Annotated in this window: 18 protein-coding genes; 9 read left to right on the top strand and 9 right to left on the bottom strand. The window is 70.7% G+C overall.

The window, feature by feature from the left end:
* Positions 1-73 precede the first annotated feature (73 nt).
* A complete protein-coding gene (locus ACLIME_RS08005) occupies positions 74-694 on the top strand; it encodes a PadR family transcriptional regulator (protein WP_124769637.1) in 621 nt (206 codons plus the stop codon).
* On the opposite strand, the gene hpf is transcribed toward ACLIME_RS08005, so the two are convergent.
* The 5 genes from hpf to mtrA all read right to left on the bottom strand — a co-directional run bounded on the left by hpf (position 669) and on the right by mtrA (position 6,359).
* The gene (hpf, locus tag ACLIME_RS08010) at positions 669-1,313 is read right to left on the bottom strand and encodes a ribosome hibernation-promoting factor, HPF/YfiA family (RefSeq protein WP_064295235.1); all 645 of its coding nucleotides are present in this window, start codon (positions 1,311-1,313) and stop codon (positions 669-671) included. The two genes, ACLIME_RS08005 and hpf, sit on opposite strands and share 26 nt — an antisense overlap.
* Before the next feature lie 141 nt (positions 1,314-1,454).
* The gene (locus tag ACLIME_RS08015; RefSeq protein WP_164486962.1) at positions 1,455-2,156 is read right to left on the bottom strand and encodes a ComF family protein; all 702 of its coding nucleotides are present in this window, start codon (positions 2,154-2,156) and stop codon (positions 1,455-1,457) included.
* Between the two features lie 95 nt (positions 2,157-2,251).
* Positions 2,252-3,985, bottom strand: coding sequence for an LpqB family beta-propeller domain-containing protein (locus ACLIME_RS08020; protein ID WP_411558599.1), 1,734 nt, complete (start codon positions 3,983-3,985; stop codon positions 2,252-2,254).
* The gene (gene mtrB / locus ACLIME_RS08025) at positions 3,978-5,669 is read right to left on the bottom strand and encodes an MtrAB system histidine kinase MtrB (protein ID WP_079707256.1); all 1,692 of its coding nucleotides are present in this window, start codon (positions 5,667-5,669) and stop codon (positions 3,978-3,980) included. The genes ACLIME_RS08020 and mtrB overlap by 8 nt, the downstream gene beginning before the upstream one ends.
* A gap of 6 nt (positions 5,670-5,675) precedes the next feature.
* A complete protein-coding gene (gene mtrA, locus ACLIME_RS08030) occupies positions 5,676-6,359 on the bottom strand; it encodes an MtrAB system response regulator MtrA (RefSeq protein ID WP_064295232.1) in 684 nt (227 codons plus the stop codon).
* Positions 6,360-6,522: 163 nt separating this feature from the next.
* Here mtrA and ACLIME_RS08035 point away from each other — a divergent pair, with 163 nt between their 5' ends.
* Genes ACLIME_RS08035 through ACLIME_RS08055 form a run of 5 tightly spaced genes read left to right on the top strand, consistent with a single transcriptional unit; the run spans position 6,523 to position 12,195 of the window.
* Positions 6,523-8,022 carry a hypothetical protein gene (locus tag ACLIME_RS08035; RefSeq protein ID WP_411558600.1) on the top strand — a complete coding sequence of 500 codons (1,500 nt, stop codon included), beginning with the start codon at positions 6,523-6,525 and terminating at the stop codon, positions 8,020-8,022.
* Positions 8,019-8,687, top strand: a complete 669-nt coding sequence (locus ACLIME_RS08040) for a DUF4129 domain-containing protein (protein WP_411558601.1) — start codon at positions 8,019-8,021, stop codon at positions 8,685-8,687. The genes ACLIME_RS08035 and ACLIME_RS08040 overlap by 4 nt, the downstream gene beginning before the upstream one ends.
* Positions 8,684-9,901, top strand: coding sequence for a DUF4350 domain-containing protein (locus ACLIME_RS08045; RefSeq protein WP_411558602.1), 1,218 nt, complete (start codon positions 8,684-8,686; stop codon positions 9,899-9,901). Before ACLIME_RS08040 ends, ACLIME_RS08045 begins: the two co-directional genes overlap by 4 nt.
* Entirely contained in the window at positions 9,898-10,887 is a 990-nt protein-coding gene (locus tag ACLIME_RS08050) for an AAA family ATPase (RefSeq protein ID WP_411558603.1), read from the top strand. Before ACLIME_RS08045 ends, ACLIME_RS08050 begins: the two co-directional genes overlap by 4 nt.
* The gene (locus tag ACLIME_RS08055) at positions 10,888-12,195 is read left to right on the top strand and encodes a DUF58 domain-containing protein (RefSeq protein ID WP_191941443.1); all 1,308 of its coding nucleotides are present in this window, start codon (positions 10,888-10,890) and stop codon (positions 12,193-12,195) included.
* A 60-nt stretch (positions 12,196-12,255) separates the two neighbouring features.
* Here the strand turns inward: ACLIME_RS08055 and ACLIME_RS08060 are convergent, their stop codons facing one another.
* Positions 12,256-13,122, bottom strand: a complete 867-nt coding sequence (locus ACLIME_RS08060; RefSeq protein WP_411558604.1) for a LysR family substrate-binding domain-containing protein — start codon at positions 13,120-13,122, stop codon at positions 12,256-12,258.
* Between the two features lie 98 nt (positions 13,123-13,220).
* Between ACLIME_RS08060 and ACLIME_RS08065 the strand changes: the two genes are divergently transcribed.
* Positions 13,221-13,616, top strand: coding sequence for a DUF5997 family protein (locus tag ACLIME_RS08065; RefSeq protein WP_056012681.1), 396 nt, complete (start codon positions 13,221-13,223; stop codon positions 13,614-13,616).
* A 3-nt stretch (positions 13,617-13,619) separates the two neighbouring features.
* On the opposite strand, the gene ACLIME_RS08070 is transcribed toward ACLIME_RS08065, so the two are convergent.
* Complete coding sequence (locus tag ACLIME_RS08070) at positions 13,620-14,615, bottom strand: stage II sporulation protein M (RefSeq protein WP_191941445.1); 996 nt, start codon at positions 14,613-14,615, stop codon at positions 13,620-13,622.
* Positions 14,616-14,682: 67 nt separating this feature from the next.
* On the opposite strand from ACLIME_RS08070, the gene ACLIME_RS08075 reads away from it, so the two are divergent.
* Positions 14,683-15,543, top strand: a complete 861-nt coding sequence (locus ACLIME_RS08075) for an RDD family protein (protein WP_085513390.1) — start codon at positions 14,683-14,685, stop codon at positions 15,541-15,543.
* A 22-nt stretch (positions 15,544-15,565) separates the two neighbouring features.
* Here the strand turns inward: ACLIME_RS08075 and ahcY are convergent, their stop codons facing one another.
* Together ahcY and ACLIME_RS08085 are read right to left on the bottom strand one after the other, a co-directional pair.
* Positions 15,566-17,056, bottom strand: a complete 1,491-nt coding sequence (ahcY, locus tag ACLIME_RS08080) for an adenosylhomocysteinase (protein ID WP_411558605.1) — start codon at positions 17,054-17,056, stop codon at positions 15,566-15,568.
* An 82-nt stretch (positions 17,057-17,138) separates the two neighbouring features.
* Entirely contained in the window at positions 17,139-17,348 is a 210-nt protein-coding gene (locus ACLIME_RS08085) for a DUF3499 family protein (RefSeq protein ID WP_369808449.1), read from the bottom strand.
* A 107-nt stretch (positions 17,349-17,455) separates the two neighbouring features.
* On the opposite strand from ACLIME_RS08085, the gene ACLIME_RS08090 reads away from it, so the two are divergent.
* Positions 17,456-17,893 (top strand): metallopeptidase family protein, encoded by a 438-nt coding sequence (locus ACLIME_RS08090; protein WP_079707264.1) that lies wholly within the window; start codon positions 17,456-17,458, stop codon positions 17,891-17,893.
* Positions 17,894-17,895: the final 2 nt, after the last annotated feature.

Below are 17,895 nucleotides of genomic sequence, written 5' to 3' on the forward strand. Positions count from 1 at the left end.
CGCCGCCGCAGCGCGGGACGGACGGGTCACTAGGCTGGCGACACCTACGGCGTAGGTATTTCATGGAGGTTCGATGTCGGTCAAGCACGGTCTGCTCGCGATCCTCGCGCTCGGCGACGACTACGGGTACCGTCTGCGCGGTGAGTTCGACCGGCGGACGACACCCGACACACCGCTCAACGTCGGCCAGGCCTATGCGACCCTCGATCGTCTCGAGCGGGACAGGCTCGTCGAGCGGGCCGCCGTGGATGCGCAGGGGCATGTCTTCTACCGCATCACCGCCGACGGGCGCGACGTCCTCGAACGCTGGTGGGCGACACCCGTCGCGGCCAGCGCTTCGCGGGACGAACTCCCGAACAAGGTCGCCCTCGCGGCGTCACTCGACGGCGTCGACGTGTTCGGGGTCATCGCCGTCCAACGCGCGTGGGCGCTCGATCTCGTGCAGCAGCTCGACGAGGATCTGTCGACGCTCCCCCCGACGCCGCAGGGTGACATCGCGTGGATCGGGCTCGAAGCCAGACGGCGACGCTCCCTGGCCGAGCTCGACTGGCTCGAGGTGACCTCGGCACGCCTGCGGGTACACGACGCCGTCTTCGACGTCGCCACCGACATGCCACGACGCGGCCGCCCGGCGAACCGGGCGACCGCGTCGGTCGGGGTGCAGGACGCTAGTTCGAGCCGTCCTCGAGGCTGATCACGCCGTAGTCCCAGCCCTTGCGGCGGTACACGACGCTCGCCCGCTCCGACGAGGCGTCGATGAACAGGAAGAAGTCGTGGCCGACGAGTTCCATGCGGTCGACGGCGTCCTCGACGCTCATCCACTCCGCGGGGAACTCCTTCGTGCGGATGACGACGGGCGAGTACGCCTCCTGCTCCTCGTCCTCGTGGGTCAGCGTCGCGACGCTGCCGGTCGCGACCTGCTCGAGCAGCTCCGGCGCGGCAGGAGTGATGTCGACGCCGCTGAACCCCTCGCTGCTGGCGGCGTGCAGCGAGGTGCGGTGCTTGCCGCGGTGCTCCTTCTTGCGGTCCTTCGAGCGGCGGACGCGCTCGAGCATCCGCGCGATCGCGAGATCGAAGGCCACGTACTTGTCGGAGCCGGTCGACTCCGCACGGACCAATGGTCCGGGGCCGACGAGCGTCAGCTCGACGCGGTCCTCGCCCTTGCGTCCGTTGGCGTCGTGATGGCGGGACACCTTGATGTCGAGCGACTGCGCCTGCTCGACCAGATGGGCGACCTTCTCCGCCTTCTCGGTCGCGTACTCGCGGAACCGATCGGTGATGCCGAGTCCAAGTCCGACGATGTTGATATCCACGTTCGACCTCCTCATCCGGCTGACCACCCGGTCCCGGGCGGTCCTTTCACGCCGTTCTGCAACCGTAGTGCCCGAGCCTGCGGAAGTCATCAGCGGTGTTCAGGGAACGTTCATCTTCCGGCCTCGTGACCCGCCGTCCGTTCACGGTCCGACCCTGGCGAGGGCCACGACACCGACGACGAGGCCACCGCCGTCGTGCATCGCCCGGACCGCTTCCCCGACGGTGGCGCCCGTCGTGACGACGTCCTCCACGAGCAGGAAGCGGCGCCCGTCGAGCCGCCGTGGCGCGACCAGGGCATCGGCGAGGTTCTCGAGACGCTCCGCCCGGCCGAAGTCCCGCTGGTCGGCGGGCTCCCGCGCCCATCGCAGCGGGCGCGACGGTCTGGCGCCGAGCCGGCGCACGAGCTGCTCCACCGGGTGGAAGCCCCGATCGCGGGCGGCGCGTCGTCTGGCCGGGATCGTCGCGATCTCCGGCGAGACGCCGCCCATCGCCCGGCTCGCCTCGAGCACGGCGGACCGGAACGCCGGTTCGAGTGCGGCGGCCAGCGGGCGGACGAGGCCGGTCCGGGCATCCTCCTTGTAGGCGAGGAGGATGGCGCCGACGAACTCGTCGTAGCGACGGGCGGCGAGACCGGGGGTACCGTCCGCACCGTTCCACCGCACGAGGAGGGCGTCGTCGTCGGGGGCCGCCGGTCGGACCAGACGCCCGCGGCAGTCGTCGCACAGCCCGCGGTCCGGCGCACCGCATCCGGCGCACGTGACCGGGACCACGAGGGCCCATGCGTCCAGGCAGGCCTCGCGGGCATGAGCGAGGGGCGTGCTTCGACTCGACGAGGATCGCATCATCCGATGGTCGCGCCCACGCGGCACGTCCGGTGGCGCATCGTCCGAGACGCAGACGGCTTCGGCACTCCGAACACGCTGTGGAGCGCGTTCACTCAGTCGGGCGACCCCAGCTGGGTCGCGATGAACCGGACGTCGCTGCCCGCCTCCTGCCAGCTCGACCCACGGGGCAACAGCAGCCGACCGTCACTCGTGAGGGCCCGCAGTTGCGTCGGTCCGTTGCCCCCGACCAGGTTCGTAACGTCCGCGAGCTTCGGCACGGGCGCGGAGCGGCCGCCGATCTGCTGCGTGACGATCGCCGTCGCGTCACCGCCACCCAGCAGGACGGCGACGGTGATGTCGTCGACCCAGGTGACGGTCGTCGCCTCCGTCGACATGACGCGGAGCTCGACGGGGTCGCCGAGTCGCAACGGCGCGTTCCGGTCACCGCGGATGATCGCGGCGGCCACGAGCCGCGACTGCGTCCCGTCCCTGAGCAGCGCGACGAGGCGCGTACCCTCCCGGGACACCTGGATCGAATCGATCGTGGACGCGCCGGTCCAACTCGTCGCGACCTGCACCGTGCCACCCGCGGCGTCGTGCGCGAGCAGTGCGGACGGCGCCGCCGCGGGGACGGTCCAGGTGAAGCCGAACGGGTCCATCGTCGGCGGGAGGAGTCCCGGGCGGTTGTCGACGAGCCGGATGTCGCCGTCGGCCTGGATCACCGTGACACCGGCGGCGGAACGGACCGCGGCCTGGTCATGGTCGGCGGACAACACGGCCGCGTCGGCCCCGGCCGCCACGACCGCCGTCGAGATCCCCGGCACGGCCTCGAGCCGGTTCCCCGAGGCGAAGCCGAACTCGTCCCCGCGCTGGACGAGTGCCCGGGGGTCGACCCGCGGTGCGGCGAGCGACAGCGGCGAGACCGTCTGCGTGGAATTGCCGACGACGGTGATCGCGACGTTCGAGACGGCGGCCACCCCGCCGACGCTGCCGGACAGCTGCACGAGGCTGCTGCTCAGCTGGAGCTGCATCCGCTGGAGGGTGACCGCGTCCGCTTGCAGGGCCGGTTTGGTCAGGTCCACGCGCGCGGTCCCGGCCTCGACCGGAACGGCGTCGCTCGTGAGCGAGGTCCCCTCGGGGAACGCCGTCGCCACCGCGCCCTTCAGCCACTCCGCCGGTCCGTCGAGCAGCGCCCCCACGATCCTCGTCGCGGTCGACGCCCGCGAGGGGAACCAACGCTGGTCGGGGACGAGTCGGGTGAAACTCGGGTCGAAGTAGCTCAGTGAGTAGGCCGCGAAGACGTCGGCAAAGGTCGATGACTCGAGGACGATGCCCGGCGGAGCGGCCGCGATCCGCCACTCCCCCCGCACCTGCTCGAAGGAGTAGGTCCAGCTCAGTGGCGACGAGTTCCCCGATTCGCGGTACTCACCCCGGTCGTCGACCGCCGCGACGGGGCTGACGGTGAGTTGCACCGTGTCGGCGACCGGGGCGAACGTGCGGCCGCCCTGGTCGATGGTCACTCCGGCGTCGGGATCCCAGTCGGACCGGAGCGCGGGTGCGAGGAACTCGCGCGCGATCTCGTAGTTGTTCTGCGGGCTCGCGGCGGCGTCGATGAAGCCCCGGAGGATCTGCTCCGGCGTCGCCCCCTCGGCGGGGCCCGGCGCGATGAAGTTGACGTCGACGTCGCCGCCGTCCCCCTCGACCGTTCCGCCGTCCTGCACGGAACCGCCCCGCGGGATGCCCACGCAGGCGCTGAGCACCACCACGAGGAGCATCGGCAGCGCCGCCGCAGCGATCCGACGTACTGCGGATCGTCGTCTCGGCGATCGTGCGGGGACGTCAACCACGAGCATCCTCCTTGTCGTCGTCCGCCGATCGCACGGTCGGGAGTGAGCGGGTCGTCGGCGCGGTGAGCTCGTCGACGATGGACTCGATCGCATCGTCGGGCGGCAGGCTGATGGGCGAGCGGACGATCTCCGTCCCGGGTTCGCGTGGGATGGTGAGGCGGAAGGACGAGCCGGCGGCGGGCTCCGACCAGACCTCCAGCCACCCCTCGTGCAGGACCGCGTCCTCGAGGGAGATCGCGAGTCCGAGCCCGGTGCCGCCGATGGTGCGCTTGCGGGACGGGTCCGCGCGCCAGAAGCGGTCGAACACGCGCTCGGTGGCCTCACGCGTCATGCCCTGGCCGTAGTCGCGTACCGCGATCGCGACCGAGGACTCGTTGCTATCCACCGACACCACGATCGGTTTGCCCTCGCCGTGCTCGATGGCGTTGCCGACGAGGTTGCGCACGATCCGCCGGATGCGCCGCGGGTCCATCGGGACCGCCGAGTAGCCACCCGGTGCGACGATCCGGAGGTCCGAACCGGTCGGCTCCGCGAGCGGTCGGAGCTCCTCCACGACCTCCTCCGCGAGATGGACGAGACTCGTCGGTTCCAGTTCGAGTTCGATGCTCCCGGCGTCGTAGCGGCTGATCTCCAGCAGATCGGCCAGCAGGATCTCGAACCGCCCGACCTGATCGTGGAGGAGCTCGGCCGTCCGCTCGGTGGCCGGTGGGAAGGAGTCGCGCTGGTCGTAGAGCACGTCGCCGGCCAGGCGGATGGTCGTCAGAGGTGTGCGCAGCTCGTGTGAGACGTCCGACACGAACCGCTGCTGCACGAGCGAGAGGTCCGCGAGTTCCTTGATCTGCTTCTGCATGCTGGCGGCCATCCCGTTGAAGGAGCGGGCGAGGATGGCGAGCTCGTCCTCGCCCTTCTCGGGCATCCGCACGTCCAGGTCGCCGCCGGCCAGACGCTGACTCGTCTCGGCGGCGAACCGGATCGGTGTCGCGACGAAGCGGACGATGAACCACGCGGCACCACCGACGAGGATCATGAGGCCGACGCCCGCGAGGAAGAGGGTCCGTTGGACGAAACCGAGCGTCTGCTCCGAGTCGCTCAGGTCGTAACCCAGGTAGATCTCGTATGACCCCGCGGTCGGCATCGACACCATGGAACCGACGACGATGCCGGCGGTGGTCGAGCCGTCGGCGGCCGTGAGGGTCACCGACTGCCACTGGAGGGTGTCCGGGTCGGCCCGGACCGCCTCGCTGAGCGCGTCCGAGATGACGCCCCCTCCCAGCCCCGGCGACTCGAAGCCCGGAGGCGTGACCTGACTGGGGTCCTGCCCGGGCGCCCGGTAGGCGGCGATGAGGCTGCTGCCGGAGGTCGTCTGGAGATCGGTCCGGACGGTCCCCATGAGCTGCTGGAGGGCGACGCGCTCGCTGGCGTCGGACGCGTCGAGGATGCTCTGCGCGGACGCGATGGCACGACCGGAGCCGCCGAGCGCCTGCTGCAGTCGGGATTGGAAGAGATCGTTGCCGATGCTGAACGAGAGGTAGGCACCGGTCAGGAGGATGGCGAGTCCCGAGAGGCCGACCGTGATGGCGACCGTCCGGAACTGCAGCGAGCGCCGCCACTGCGAGCGCACCTGCTGCGGCCACCTCCGCCACAGCCGCCAGTCGGCCGCCCAGCCGGCGAGTCGGGAGGCCATGTCGGATCAGCCGGTGACCGCGCCGGCGCGGTATCCGACGCCACGCACCGTCATGACGATCTTCGGGTTGTCGGGGTCTTCCTCGACCTTCGCGCGGAGCCGCTGCACGTGGACGTTCACGAGTCGGGTGTCGGCCTTGTAATGGTATCCCCAGACCTGTTCGAGCAGCATCTCGCGGGTGAACACCTGCTGGGGTTTGCTCGCCAGTGCGAGGAGGAGGTCGAACTCCAGCGGCGTGAGCCCGATGACCCCGTCGGCGCGACGGACCTCGTGGCCCGCGACGTCCACGGTGAGGTCGCCGATGCGGAGGGTCTCAGCGAGGTCGGCGGCCGGCGCGCGCAGCCGCGTGCGGATCCGGGCGACGAGCTCCTTCGGGTTGAACGGCTTCACCATGTAGTCGTCGGCGCCGGACTCGAGCCCCTTCACCACGTCCGCGGTGTCGGACTTCGCGGTCAGCATGATGACCGGGACACCGGACTCCTGACGGATCAGGCGGCACACCTCGATCCCGTCGATCCCCGGGAGCATGAGGTCGAGGAGGACGAGGTCGGGCTTGGTGTCGCGGAACGCCTGGAGCGCGCCGCCCCCGTCCGCGCAGAACGACGGCTCGAAGCCCTCGGTGCGCAGCACGATGCCGATCATCTCGGCGAGTGCGGTGTCGTCGTCGACGACGAGAATGCGTGCGTTCATAGCTCCGTCTCGGGTGTGACCGGCCGGCCGCGCTGCCTGACCGGTGTCCTTACGTCTCGCCTCAGCGTAGTCGAAGTGTCCAGGAGAACCGCCGAACCGCCGGTCGCGGGCAGGCTCGGTGTGACAACATGGAGGGGTTCGAGACGGCGAGGGGGTGTTGCTGATGGACACGGAACAGCGAGCCGGGGGCGAGACGGGCGATCAGGATCCGAACCCGTGGGTGACGCCGCAGGGGCCACAGCAGCCGGTGGCGCCGGAGCAGGCGACACCGCAGCCGCTGCCACCGCAGCAGGGGTATCCACAGCAGCCCGGCTATCCGCCGCTGCCGCCGCAGGGAGCCCCACAGCAGCCCGGGTACCCGCCGCAGCAGGGATACCAGCAGCAGCCCGGGTACCCGCCGCAGCAGGGACACCCGCAACAGCCCGCGTATCCGGCGCAGGCGGGGTACCCACAGCCGGGATACGGCCAGCAGCCGTATCCACAGCAGATCCCGCCCCGGTACACCCAGCCGTATACCCAGGCGCAGCAGCCCGGGTACGGGACCCCTCCCTCGGCTCCGACCGCCGCCTACGACGCGAACCCGTACGCGACCGGTGCGTCCTGGGCCCCGGGTCCCCAGCAGGGATGGGCACCGCCGCCGAAGCCGGGGCTCATCCCGCTCCGGCCGCTGTCCTTCAGCGACCTGTTCGGCGCCCCCTTCCTCGTGCTGCGACGCAACCCGAAGGCGACGTTCGGGAGCGCCCTCCTCCTGCAGGGTCTCACCGCCGTCCTCTCCCTCGTCATCGTCGGCGTCGTCACCTGGCTCTCGTTGAGCCGGCTGTCGCAGGCGGCCCCCGGCGAGGAGGACGCCATCAGCGCCGGGGCGATCACGGCCATCATCCTGTCCTTCCTGATCCCGGTGGCGGTCTCGATCGCCGGCAGCGCGATCCTGCAGGGCATCATCGCGCAAGAGGTCGCCCGCGGCACCCTCGGTGAGAAGTTGCCGCTCGGCGTGCTCTGGCGACGCACGAAGGCGCGGTTCCTGCCGCTCATCGGCTACACCTTCCTCCTGATCGGTGTCGTGACGGTGTTCATCGCCGTCGCGGTTGGCCTCGGATTCGTGCTGACCGGTCTCGGCGGGACCGCGGGCGTGGCCCTGACGGTGGTCATGGGCATCGGCGCACTGCTCGTCCTGATCGCCGCTTCCGTGTGGCTCGGGACGAAGTTCTCCCTCACACCGAGCATCATCGTCCTCGAGAACGGCAAGGTCTTCGCCTCGCTCGCTCGCTCCTGGCGCCTGACCGACGGCTATTTCTGGCGGACCTTCGGCGTCCAGTTCCTCGTCTCCTCGGTCGTCAGTGTCGCGTCGCAGGTCGTCGCGACCCCGATCAGCCTGCTCGCGAGTCTCGTCCCCGTGCTGTTCGTCGGGGTGGACTCGGAGGCGACCATGATCGTCGCCACCATCGCCGCGCAGGGCCTCTCCCTGCTCGTCTCCGTCATCATCGGTGCGATCACGGTCGTCGTCATCAGTGCCACGTCGGCGGTCATCTATGTGGACCTGCGGATGCGCAAGGAGGGGCTCGACCTCGACCTCGCGCGGTTCGTCGAGGCGCGCGCCGGCGGTCGCGAGACGGTCGACAACCCCTTCGACGTCGCCGCCGCCGGAGGCAAAGCGACCCGATGAGCCCACTGTTCCTCGCGTCGCGCCTCGACGTCCCGCTCGTCCCTGATGCACCGGGCGCCCGGGACCTCCTGCAGCGTGAGCTGTCGAAGCCCGAGTACCAGACAGCGCAACCGTCGTTGTGGGACATCGTGTCGAAGGCGTTCTGGGACTGGGTGAACTCCCTCCGGGTGCCGGGTGAGGGCCCTTTCACCGGCCTGTTCCCGATCATCGCGATGACCGTGGTCGTCGTCGGGATCGTCATCGCGTTCATCGTGTGGGGCGTCCCCCGCCTCAACCGACGGAGCGCCCGTCAGCTCGACCTCTTCGGCGAACGCGACGATCGGACCGCCGATCGGTTGCGCCAGGACGCGAGGGCCGCCGCCGCGGCCGGCGACTGGACTCTCGCGCTCCAGGAGCTGTACCGGGCGATCGCTCGCGGACTGTCCGAGCGGACGATCGTCGTGGTCACCCCCGGCACGACGGCGCACGGTTTCGCCGCCCGGGCTGCGGCCGCGTTCCCGCAGGACGGGCGCGCGCTCGCGGAGGCCGCGGACGTCTTCGACGCCGTCCGCTACCTCGAGGCGACGGGCACCGAGGCACAGTACCGTGAGTTCGAAGCGCTCGACGCCCGGCTCTCCGCCGCCGCGCCGCAGCTGCTCGCCGACCCCGAGGAGCTGGTCCGGTGACGCTCACGACGAAGCCCGCGGTGCAGCGGGAGCCCGAGCCCGACGTCGCCACGCCTCGGCTGCGAACCCGGCTGCGGCGGAACCGGTTCTGGATCGTCGCGGCGGTCTTCGCGGTCGGGATCGCCCTCGTGCTCATGTTCGCGACACGAGGCGCGTCGATCGACGCGGCCCTGCTCAGCCCCGGAAACCAGACCCCGAACGGCGGACGCGCGCTTGCGCAGGTGCTCCGCCAGGAGGGCGTCACCGTGACGGAGACCACCACGCTCGACGCGACGCTCGAGGCGGTCGAGGACACCGACAGCACCGTCCTCCTGTTCGACCCCAGCGGACTGCTCGACGCCTCGCAGCTCGAGCGGTTGAGCGACGCCGACGCCGGACTCGTCGTCGTCACCCCCCGGGCCGCGGCGCTCCGCACCCTGTTCCCCGGCGTCTCGTTCGCGGGCAGCTCGGACACCGCCGACGTCCTGTCGTCCGACTGCGGCGACCCCACCGCCGAGCGGGCGGGGACGGTCACCGGTGGCTGGACGCTGTACACGACCACCGACGCTGACGCCGACGGCTGCTTCACGGCCGACAGCGGCGGGAGCGCGGTCGTGACGCAGGCGGACGGCGCACGGGTGCTGCTCGGCTCGGCCGACGCCCTGACGAACGATGTCATCGACCGGGCGGGGAACGCCGCCCTGGCGCTCGGCCTGCTCGGCTCCACCGAGCAGTTGGTCTGGTACCTGCCGAGCCTCGCCGACGTGCCGGTCACCGGTCCCCCGAGCCTCGACGAGCTGACGCCGAGCTGGGTCGCCGGAGTCACCGGCACCGTCGTCGTCACGGCGATCCTGGCCATGTTCTGGCGCGGGCGACGCTTCGGCCCGCTCGTCATCGAGGACCTGCCCGTCGCGGTCCGCGCGAGCGAGACGATGGAGGGGCGCGCACGCCTCTACCAGCGGTCCGGCAACCGTCAGCGGGCGCTCGACGCGCTGCGGATCGGCACCGTGTCCCGCCTCGCGGTCGCCGCAGGCCTCTCCCGCCACGCCTCGGTCGTCGAGGTCGCCGACACGGTCGCCGGACTCGCCGGACTCGATCCTCGGCACGTGCGGTCCGTCCTGCTCGACGCCGTACCGACGAGCGACGCCGACCTCGTCTCCCTGTCCGATCACCTGCTCGATCTCGAAGCCGCCGTCGCGCGCGCCACGGACCTCACCGGAAGGAACCATCCATGACCGACGCCCCCGCGCCAGGATCCACCGCACCGCACCCCGACGACCTCCGGCGAGCCCTCGCCCAGGTCCGCGTCGAGGTCGGCAAGGCCGTCGTGGGTCAGGACGCCGCCGTCACCGGGCTCGTCATCGCGCTCCTCGCCAAGGGCCACGCGCTCCTCGAGGGTGTGCCCGGCGTCGCGAAGACGCTCCTCGTCCGATCGCTCAGCCACGCGCTGAGTCTGGACACGAAGCGCGTGCAGTTCACGCCCGACCTCATGCCCGGCGACGTCACCGGCTCGCTCGTCTACGACGCCAAGACCGGCGAGTTCGAGTTCCGCGAGGGCCCGGTGTTCACGAACATCCTGCTCGCCGACGAGATCAACCGCACACCCCCGAAGACCCAGTCCGCCCTGCTGGAGGCGATGGAGGAGCGCCAGGTCAGCGTCGACGGCCGTTCGCTCCCACTCCCGGACCCGTTCATCGTGGCCGCCACGCAGAACCCGATCGAGTACGAGGGCACCTACACGCTCCCGGAGGCGCAGCTCGACCGCTTCCTGCTGAAGCTCGTCCTCGACGTGCCCGAACGCGACGTCGAGGTGGAGGTGCTCCGACGGCATTCCGCCGGGTTCAGCCCGCGCGACCTCACGGCCGCGGGTGTCAGGCCGGTCATGGGCGCGGCCGATCTGCGGGCGGCGCAGCTCGAGGTCGGACGCGTGGGTGCCAGCGCCGACGTCCTCGCCTACATCGTCGACCTCGCGCGCGCCACTCGGCGCAGCCCGTCCGTCCGGCTCGGGGTCAGCCCTCGAGGGACGACCGCCCTCCTCGCGTCGGCGAAGGCCTGGGCCTGGCTGAGCGGCTACCAGTCGATCACCCCCGACCACGTGCAGACGATGGTCCTCCCGGTGTGGCGCCACCGCATGCAGCTGCGGCCCGAGGCCGAGCTCGAGGGTGTCTCGGTCGACGCGATCCTGCGTTCGATCATGCAGCAGGTGCAGGTGCCCATCTAGATGGCCGTCACCGGGAGGTTCGTCGCGCTCGTCGCGTTCGGCATCGTGCCGATCGTGGTGCTCGGCGTGCTCACGGGCGACGCAGCTCCGGCGTTCATCGCGTGGCTCGTGCTCGCCGCCGCGCTCGGAGCGCTCGACCTCGTGGTCGCCGGTTCGCCTCGGGACATCGTCCTGCAGCGGCAGCTGCCGTCCCGGGTCAGGCTCGGTGACTCGGCGACGAGCACCCTCTTCCTCACCAACCGCGGAGGTCGCCGCGTCCGGGCGCTGGTGCGCGACGCCTGGCAGCCGTCGGCCGGCGCACCCACCGGGCGGCTCCGCGTCGACCTCCCGCCCGGGGAGCGACGGAGCGTCAGCCTGGTGCTCACCCCGTTCCGTCGGGGCGAGCGACGGGTGTCCCAGGTCACGGTGCGGTCGTTCGGTCCGCTCGGTCTCCTGGCTCGACAGGCGACGCTGAACAGCGCCGGGCACCTCCGGGTCCTGCCGGCGTTCAACTCCCGGAAGCACCTCCCGAGCCGGATCGCACGCCTCCGCGAGCTCGACGGCGCGACGAGCGTCATGGTCCGCGGTCAGGGCACCGAGTTCGACTCCCTCCGCGAATACGTGCGAGGTGATGACGTCCGTTCGATCGACTGGCGTGCCACGGCACGACGCGGCGACGTCATGATCCGCACCTGGCGGCCAGAGCGCGACCGCCGGGTCGTCATCGTCACCGACACCGGCCGCACCTCCGCCGCGCGCATCGCCGACGAGCCGCGCATCGACACCGCGTTCGAAGCCGCGCTCCTCCTGGCCGCGCTCGCCACGAGAGCAGGCGACCGCATCGACTATCTCGCCTACGACCGTCGCGTGCGTGGTCGCGTCCAGGGGGCGACCGGCGCCGAACTCCTCTCCAGGATGGTCGATGCGATGGCGCTCGTCGACCCGGAACTCATCGAGACAGACTGGGACGCCGTCCCCGGCCAGGTCAGGCAGATCACGAACCAGCGCGCCCTCGTCGTCCTGCAGACCTCGATCGACGCCCCCGGGGCCGCGCGCGGGCTCCTCGCCGTCCTCCCCCAGCTCACGCAGCGCCACACGGTCGTCGTGACGAGCGTCGTCGACCCGGCGACCCTCGAGGCCACGCGCGACCGCGGCGACCGCGAGACCGTCTACCGCGCCGCTGCGGCCGAACGCGCCCTGCTGGACATCGAACGCGTGTCGGCGGCGATCAGACAGCTCGGGGCCGACGTCGTCACCGGTTCGCCGGAGACCCTGCCCCCGGCGCTCGCCGACGCCTACATCGCGCTCAAGGCCTCCGGTCGGCTCTAGCCCGATCCGTCGCCGATCGAGCGGCTTCCTCCGAGTGCCGGCCGGAACCGGATCGACGGGTCAGCGGCCCTTACGCTTCTTGCGGCGTTCCCGGGCGAGCTCCTCCTGCTTGGCCTTGCGCGCGGCGAGCTGGGCGCCTCGGCTCGTCCCGGCGGCGGTGCCCTGGGTCGAACCGGCCTTCGGCGCCTTCCGTCGTCTCGCGGCCTGCTGCGGTGCAGGAGCGGCGGCCTGCTCGGTCGGGGCGGACCGTCGCGAGCTGTTGGCCGTGCGTCCGCGCACGATGCCGATGAACTCCTCCACGGCTTCGTCCTCGCGGTCCTGCGGCCAGACCAGCACGACCGGGATCGAAGGAAGACCGACGATCGGACGGTACTCCACGTCCTTCCGCTGGTGCAGTCGCGCGACCGACTGCGGGACCACGACGATCCCGACCTCGGACGCGGCCAGTTCGACCGCTGCCTCCGGGTCGTCGGTCAACGGTGCCGCCGGGGCGTCGAACCCGAGCACGGCGGCACGTTCGGCCCACTCGAGGACGAGCGGCGTCATGATCAGCTGCTCGTCGGCGAGCGCGGCCATCCCGACCGTGTCCTCGGCTCCGAGTGCAGCGCCCTTGGCGAAGACGACGACGGGGAGTTCCTCGAACAGGGCGATCGTGTTCAGCCCGTCCTGGTCGATCGGGACCCGGGCGAGCACGACGTCCGCCGCACCGGAGGCCAGGACCGCTCGCTGCTCGTCGAGGTCCACTCGGATCAGGCGGAGTTCGTCGTCCGGACGGCGCTCGCTCCAGATGCGCGCCCACTTCCCCGGGTTCACGCCGCGCGCGTAGGCGACGGTCAGCGCCGGCGGGACGATCTCCGGCACCGTGTCGGCACCGATCCCGTCGTCGCCGACCTCGATCCCGTCGACCTGGTCGTCCTGCCTGTCCATCGAAGCCTCCACTGCTCGGCTTGCCACACTACTGCAGCTCGGTCGACGGGTGATCCGGCCGGTTGGGCGAGGACACCGCAGCGAGGTACGCTGAGCGGATGGGTGCGAGCGAACAGATCATGAAACCGGCGACCGCGGCGAAGAAGCTCGGGGTCTATCTGCCGGCGACCCCGGCGTCGTTCCAGGAGGAGCCGATCACGCGATCGGCGTTCCTCGAACTGCAGGCGAACCCGGCGGACTGGCTCGTCGAGCTCCGCAAGAACGGACCGCACCCGCGCGACGTCGTCGCCCGCAAGCTCGGCGTGTCGACCTCCGGTCTGGCTCGCGCCGAGATCACCGAGGCGTTGACCACCGAACAGATCCAGGAGCTCCTCCGCACGCTGCCCGCCTGGCTCGTGCAGGAGCGCGCCGTCCACGCCGAGGTCAATGCCGAGAACGCCCGGGTCAACGCGAGGAACGCCGAGCGCCGCGCGCGATCCGAAGCCGGCGAGTAGCCGTCAGCCGGCGACGATCCGCTTCGCGCCGGCCTCGAACTCAGCCAGGTCACCGCGCTCGCCCGAGCGGTATGCGCGGCCGCCCCACCAGCACATGTAGCTCAGGAATGCGGCGAGCGCTCCCCCGCCGATGAGCATCTTGACCGCCCACGGCCATGGTGCGGGCGTCACGAAACCCTCGACGAGCCCCGAGACGAAGAGCACGATCACCAGCCCGATGGCGATCGTGAACAGCGCTCGGCCCTCCTCGGCAAGCGCCTGGCCCCTCGTCCGTGGCCCCGGTGCCACCCAGGCCCAGAAGATGCGCAGACCCGCCGCTGCCGCGACGAACACCGCCGTGAGCTCGAGCATGCCGTGCGGGAGGATGTACTCGAAGAACACGTCGCCCTTGCCGTAGGCGAACATGACCCCTGCGGCCTGCCCGACCCCCTGGGCGTTGGTGACGATGATGTACGGGACCCAGACACCGCTGATGCCGAACGCGACGCATTGCGCTGCGATCCACGCGTTGTTGGTCCACACCTGGCCGGCGAAGCTCGCAGCCGGGTTGTTGGAGTAGTAGGCGACGAAGTCGTCCTCGACGTACTGCTTGAGCTGGGCGTCGGTACCGAGGTTCGCGAGGACCTGTGGGTTGCCGGCGATCCACACGGCGTACAGGGTCGCGATGACGACCGTCGCGACCGCGACCGCGAGGGTCACCCATCGGACCCGGTAGAGCGCGGCCGGCAGCGCCAGGACGAAGAACCGCGGGACACTCGACAACACGTTCGCGCTGGCCCCGGTGAACCGGAGGCGCGCCCGCGAGAGCGACACCGAGAGGCGGTCGCCGACGAGGGTCGATCCGGCCGTCGTCTTGATCGCGGAGAGCTGGGTCGCTCCGGCCTGGTAGCGGTCGATCAGCTCGTCGGCCTCCGGCCCGCTGAAGAACCGCTGCTTGCCGAGCGCGTCGAGGCGGTCCCATTCCTGACGGTGGGCTGCGGAGTAGGCGTCGAGGTCCATCGCAGCCATGCTACGCGGTGGTGGCGCTCCATGGCCGGTCCCCCGCGCATCTGCTTGAATGGAGCACATGTCCGAACCGGCCCGGGTCCCGCTGCACGAGACGACGCTGGACGACGGCACCGAGCTGATCACCGGCGAGGCGGTCGCCCTCGACGTGCGGCCCACCGGATTCATCCTGCGCGCGGCGGGCGCCATCATCGACTACGTGGTGTCCATCCTCGTGTTCGTCGGCCTCATGCTCGCGATGTTCTCCTGGATCCTGTCCGGGGTCGCCATGGACACCGCGATGTTCACCGCCATCGTGCTCGGCCTGACGGTGCTCTGCCTCGTCGTCCTGCCGGCAGCGGTCGAGATCGCCACCCGCGGACGGTCGCTCGGCAGACTCGTGGTCGGTGCCCGCATCGTCCGGGACGACGGGGGTGCACCCGGCTTCCGGCACGCGTTCATCCGTGCCCTCACCGGGTACTTCGAGATCTACGCCACAGCTGGTGGCATCGCTGCACTCACCGGCCTGCTCAGTGCTCGCTCGAAGCGCCTCGGCGACGTGCTCGCCGGGACCTACAGCCAACGTGAGCGTCTGCCGCGGGTGGTGGAGCCCGTCGCGATGATCCCACCGCAGCTCGCCGCCTGGGCCGGCGGCGCCGACGTGGCCCGACTGCCCGACCCGCTGGCGCGGCGCGTCACCCAGTTCCTCAAGCAGGCCGGCTCACTGACCCCGGCCACGAGGACCCGATTGGCGGCCGAACTCGCGGCAGAGGTGTCCCGATTCGTGTCGCCGCTGCCGATCGCTCCCCCGGAGGCGTTCCTCGTCGGTGTCTCCGTCATCCGCCGGGAGCGCGAGTACCAGGCCCAACTCGCAGCTCGTCAGCGCCTGTCGCTCCTCCAGCCGGTGCTGAGCGGTCAGCCGCACCGGTTCCCCGACCGCTGAGGCGGGGAACCGGCGGCACCGCCTAGTAGCGGTAGTGGTCGACCTTGTACGGGCCCTCGACCGGCACACCGATGTAGTCGGCCTGCTCGCCCGTGAGCGTCGTCAGCTGCACGCCGAGCGCGTCGAGGTGCAGGCGAGCGACCTTCTCGTCGAGGTGCTTCGGCAGCACGTACACGCCGATCGGGTACTCCTCGATCCGCGTCCAGAGCTCAAGCTGTGCGAGCACCTGGTTCGTGAAGGAGTTGCTCATCACGAACGAGGGGTGCCCCGTCGCGTTCCCGAGGTTCATGAGTCGTCCCTCGCTGAGCACGAGGACGCTGCGCCCCGTGGGGAGACGCCACTCGTGGACCTGGGGCTTGATCTCGATCTTCTCGGCGCCCTCGAGCGCCTCGAGCGAGGCCATGTCGATCTCGTTGTCGAAGTGCCCGACGTTCGAGACGATCGCGAGGTGCTTGAGCGCGAGGATGTGATCGAGGGTGACGACGTTGAAGTTGCCGGTGCACGTCACGATGATGTCGACCTGGTCGGCGACGCTCTCGAGGGTCGCGACCTGGAAGCCGTCCATCGACGCCTGGAGGGCGCAGATCGGGTCGACCTCGGAGACGATGACCCGAGCGCCCTGGCCGCGGAGGGCCTCAGCTGCGCCCTTGCCGACGTCGCCGTAGCCCGCGACGAAGACGACCTTGCCACCGATGAGCACGTCGGTCGCGCGGTTCAGGCCGTCCGGCAGCGAGTGCCGGATGCCGTACTTGTTGTCGAACTTGCTCTTCGTGACCGAGTCGTTCACGTTGATCGCGGGGAACAGCAGCTCACCCTGCTTCGCCAGCTCGTAGAGGCGGTGGACACCGGTGGTGGTCTCCTCGGTCACGCCGAGGATGTCGGCGGCGACCTTCGTCCAACGGTCGCTGCTGCCGGCGAGCGAACGACGGAGCACGTCGAGGACGATGCTGTACTCGTGGCTGTCGGCGTCGGTCGTGTCGGGGACCGCTCCGGCCAGCTCGAACCGACGGCCCTGGTGGACGAGCATGCTCGCGTCGCCACCGTCGTCGAGGATGAGGTTGGGTCCGGTCCACTCGGCTCCGGCCGCGGCGGCCTCGGTCGACCAGTCGAAGATCTGCTCGGTGCACCACCAGTACTCTTCGAGCGTCTCGCCCTTCCAAGCGAAGACCGGCACGCCGGCCGGTGCCTCGACGGTCCCGTGCGGACCGACGGCGACGGCCGCTGCCGCCTCGTCCTGGGTCGAGAAGATGTTGCAGCTCGCCCAGCGCACCTGGGCACCGAGCGCGACGAGCGTCTCGATGAGCACCGCGGTCTGCACCGTCATGTGCAGCGAACCGGCGATGCGGGCACCGGCGAGCGGCTGGCTCGCGCCGAACTCCTCACGGAGGGCCATCAGGCCAGGCATCTCGTTCTCGGCGAGGCGGAGCTGGTGTCGGCCGGCCTCGGCGAGCGACAGGTCGGCCACCTTGTAGGGCAGGGTGGTCGTGGGGGCAGTCGGTGCGGAAGAACTCATGACGCCATTCTCGCAGACCGTCAGGCGTCGTGGACCTTCATGTCGGGCCCGAGATCGGCACCACGCGGTGGCGGGCCGACGGTCAGGAGCCGTAGCCGACGTCGCCGAGGACGCTGTGCTTCACGACGCTCCAGCCCTGCGGCACGCTCAGCCGTACGGCGTGGATGGAGCAGAGGTCGTAGCTGTGCGGGCTCTTCTCGATGCTCAGCGGACCGAGGACGGCCATCGAGTCGCGATAGTCGTAGGTCAGCGTCGCCACGGGCTCGCGCGAGCAGCCGACCTTCGAACACATCCTGTCCACCATTTGCCCCAGCGTAGCCCGCGGGCGCCGGCGGCACCGTCCGGCTCGCCGGTCGAGCGGGTCTGAACCGGGCCGCCGACCACACCTAGACTGGACGCATGGCGCAGGCTGACGAGGAGACGCGAGGCGCCCTCTCGCGCCGCCGATCACGGCACGGTCGCAACGGTCGGTCGAGCGTCGTCGGACCGGACGTGCCGCCGATCGACACCCGGATCGACCAGTTCGACCTGACGGTCGCCACCACCGCCGACTACCTCCGCGGAGCCTGGCCCACCGAACTCGCCGACGTCCGGTTCGAGGTCGGCGCGATGCCGGCGCAGAACTCCGGGACGGACGGCGTCGACCGTTGGTTCGTCGACCGAGCACGCCGACGGATCATCCTGTACCGGTTGCCCATCCAGCGGATGAGCAAGCTCCACCGGAACGACGAGCTGCATCAGCGCATGATGGTGGAGAGCTGCGTGTTCCGCGCCGTCGCCGAGCTCCTCGGCAAGGACCCCTGGGACCTCGGGCCGGAACGGTACCGGTTCCTCTGACC

Source organism: Plantibacter sp. MPB07 (assembly GCF_046619465.1).
Taxonomy (GTDB): Bacteria; Actinomycetota; Actinomycetes; order Actinomycetales; family Microbacteriaceae; genus Plantibacter; species Plantibacter auratus.

Bases quoted from the DNA above. Each gene is read 5' to 3' on its own strand.
- ACLIME_RS08035 (WP_411558600.1), top strand. From the start codon at position 6,523: ATGGACACGGAACAGCGAGCCGGGGGCGAGACGGGCGATCAGGATCCG.
- ACLIME_RS08085 (WP_369808449.1), bottom strand. From the start codon at position 17,348: ATGTGTTCGAAGGTCGGCTGCTCGCGCGAGCCCGTGGCGACGCTGACC.
- ACLIME_RS08090 (WP_079707264.1), top strand. From the start codon at position 17,456: ATGGCGCAGGCTGACGAGGAGACGCGAGGCGCCCTCTCGCGCCGCCGA.
- ACLIME_RS08075 (WP_085513390.1), top strand. From the start codon at position 14,683: ATGTCCGAACCGGCCCGGGTCCCGCTGCACGAGACGACGCTGGACGAC.
- mtrA (WP_064295232.1), bottom strand. From the start codon at position 6,359: ATGAACGCACGCATTCTCGTCGTCGACGACGACACCGCACTCGCCGAG.
- ACLIME_RS08050 (WP_411558603.1), top strand. From the start codon at position 9,898: ATGACCGACGCCCCCGCGCCAGGATCCACCGCACCGCACCCCGACGAC.
- ACLIME_RS08015 (WP_164486962.1), bottom strand. From the start codon at position 2,156: ATGCGATCCTCGTCGAGTCGAAGCACGCCCCTCGCTCATGCCCGCGAG.
- ACLIME_RS08055 (WP_191941443.1), top strand. From the start codon at position 10,888: ATGGCCGTCACCGGGAGGTTCGTCGCGCTCGTCGCGTTCGGCATCGTG.
- ACLIME_RS08060 (WP_411558604.1), bottom strand. From the start codon at position 13,122: ATGGACAGGCAGGACGACCAGGTCGACGGGATCGAGGTCGGCGACGAC.
- ACLIME_RS08070 (WP_191941445.1), bottom strand. From the start codon at position 14,615: ATGGACCTCGACGCCTACTCCGCAGCCCACCGTCAGGAATGGGACCGC.
- ACLIME_RS08040 (WP_411558601.1), top strand. From the start codon at position 8,019: ATGAGCCCACTGTTCCTCGCGTCGCGCCTCGACGTCCCGCTCGTCCCT.
- ahcY (WP_411558605.1), bottom strand. From the start codon at position 17,056: ATGAGTTCTTCCGCACCGACTGCCCCCACGACCACCCTGCCCTACAAG.
- mtrB (WP_079707256.1), bottom strand. From the start codon at position 5,669: ATGGCCTCCCGACTCGCCGGCTGGGCGGCCGACTGGCGGCTGTGGCGG.
- ACLIME_RS08005 (WP_124769637.1), top strand. From the start codon at position 74: ATGTCGGTCAAGCACGGTCTGCTCGCGATCCTCGCGCTCGGCGACGAC.
- ACLIME_RS08065 (WP_056012681.1), top strand. From the start codon at position 13,221: ATGGGTGCGAGCGAACAGATCATGAAACCGGCGACCGCGGCGAAGAAG.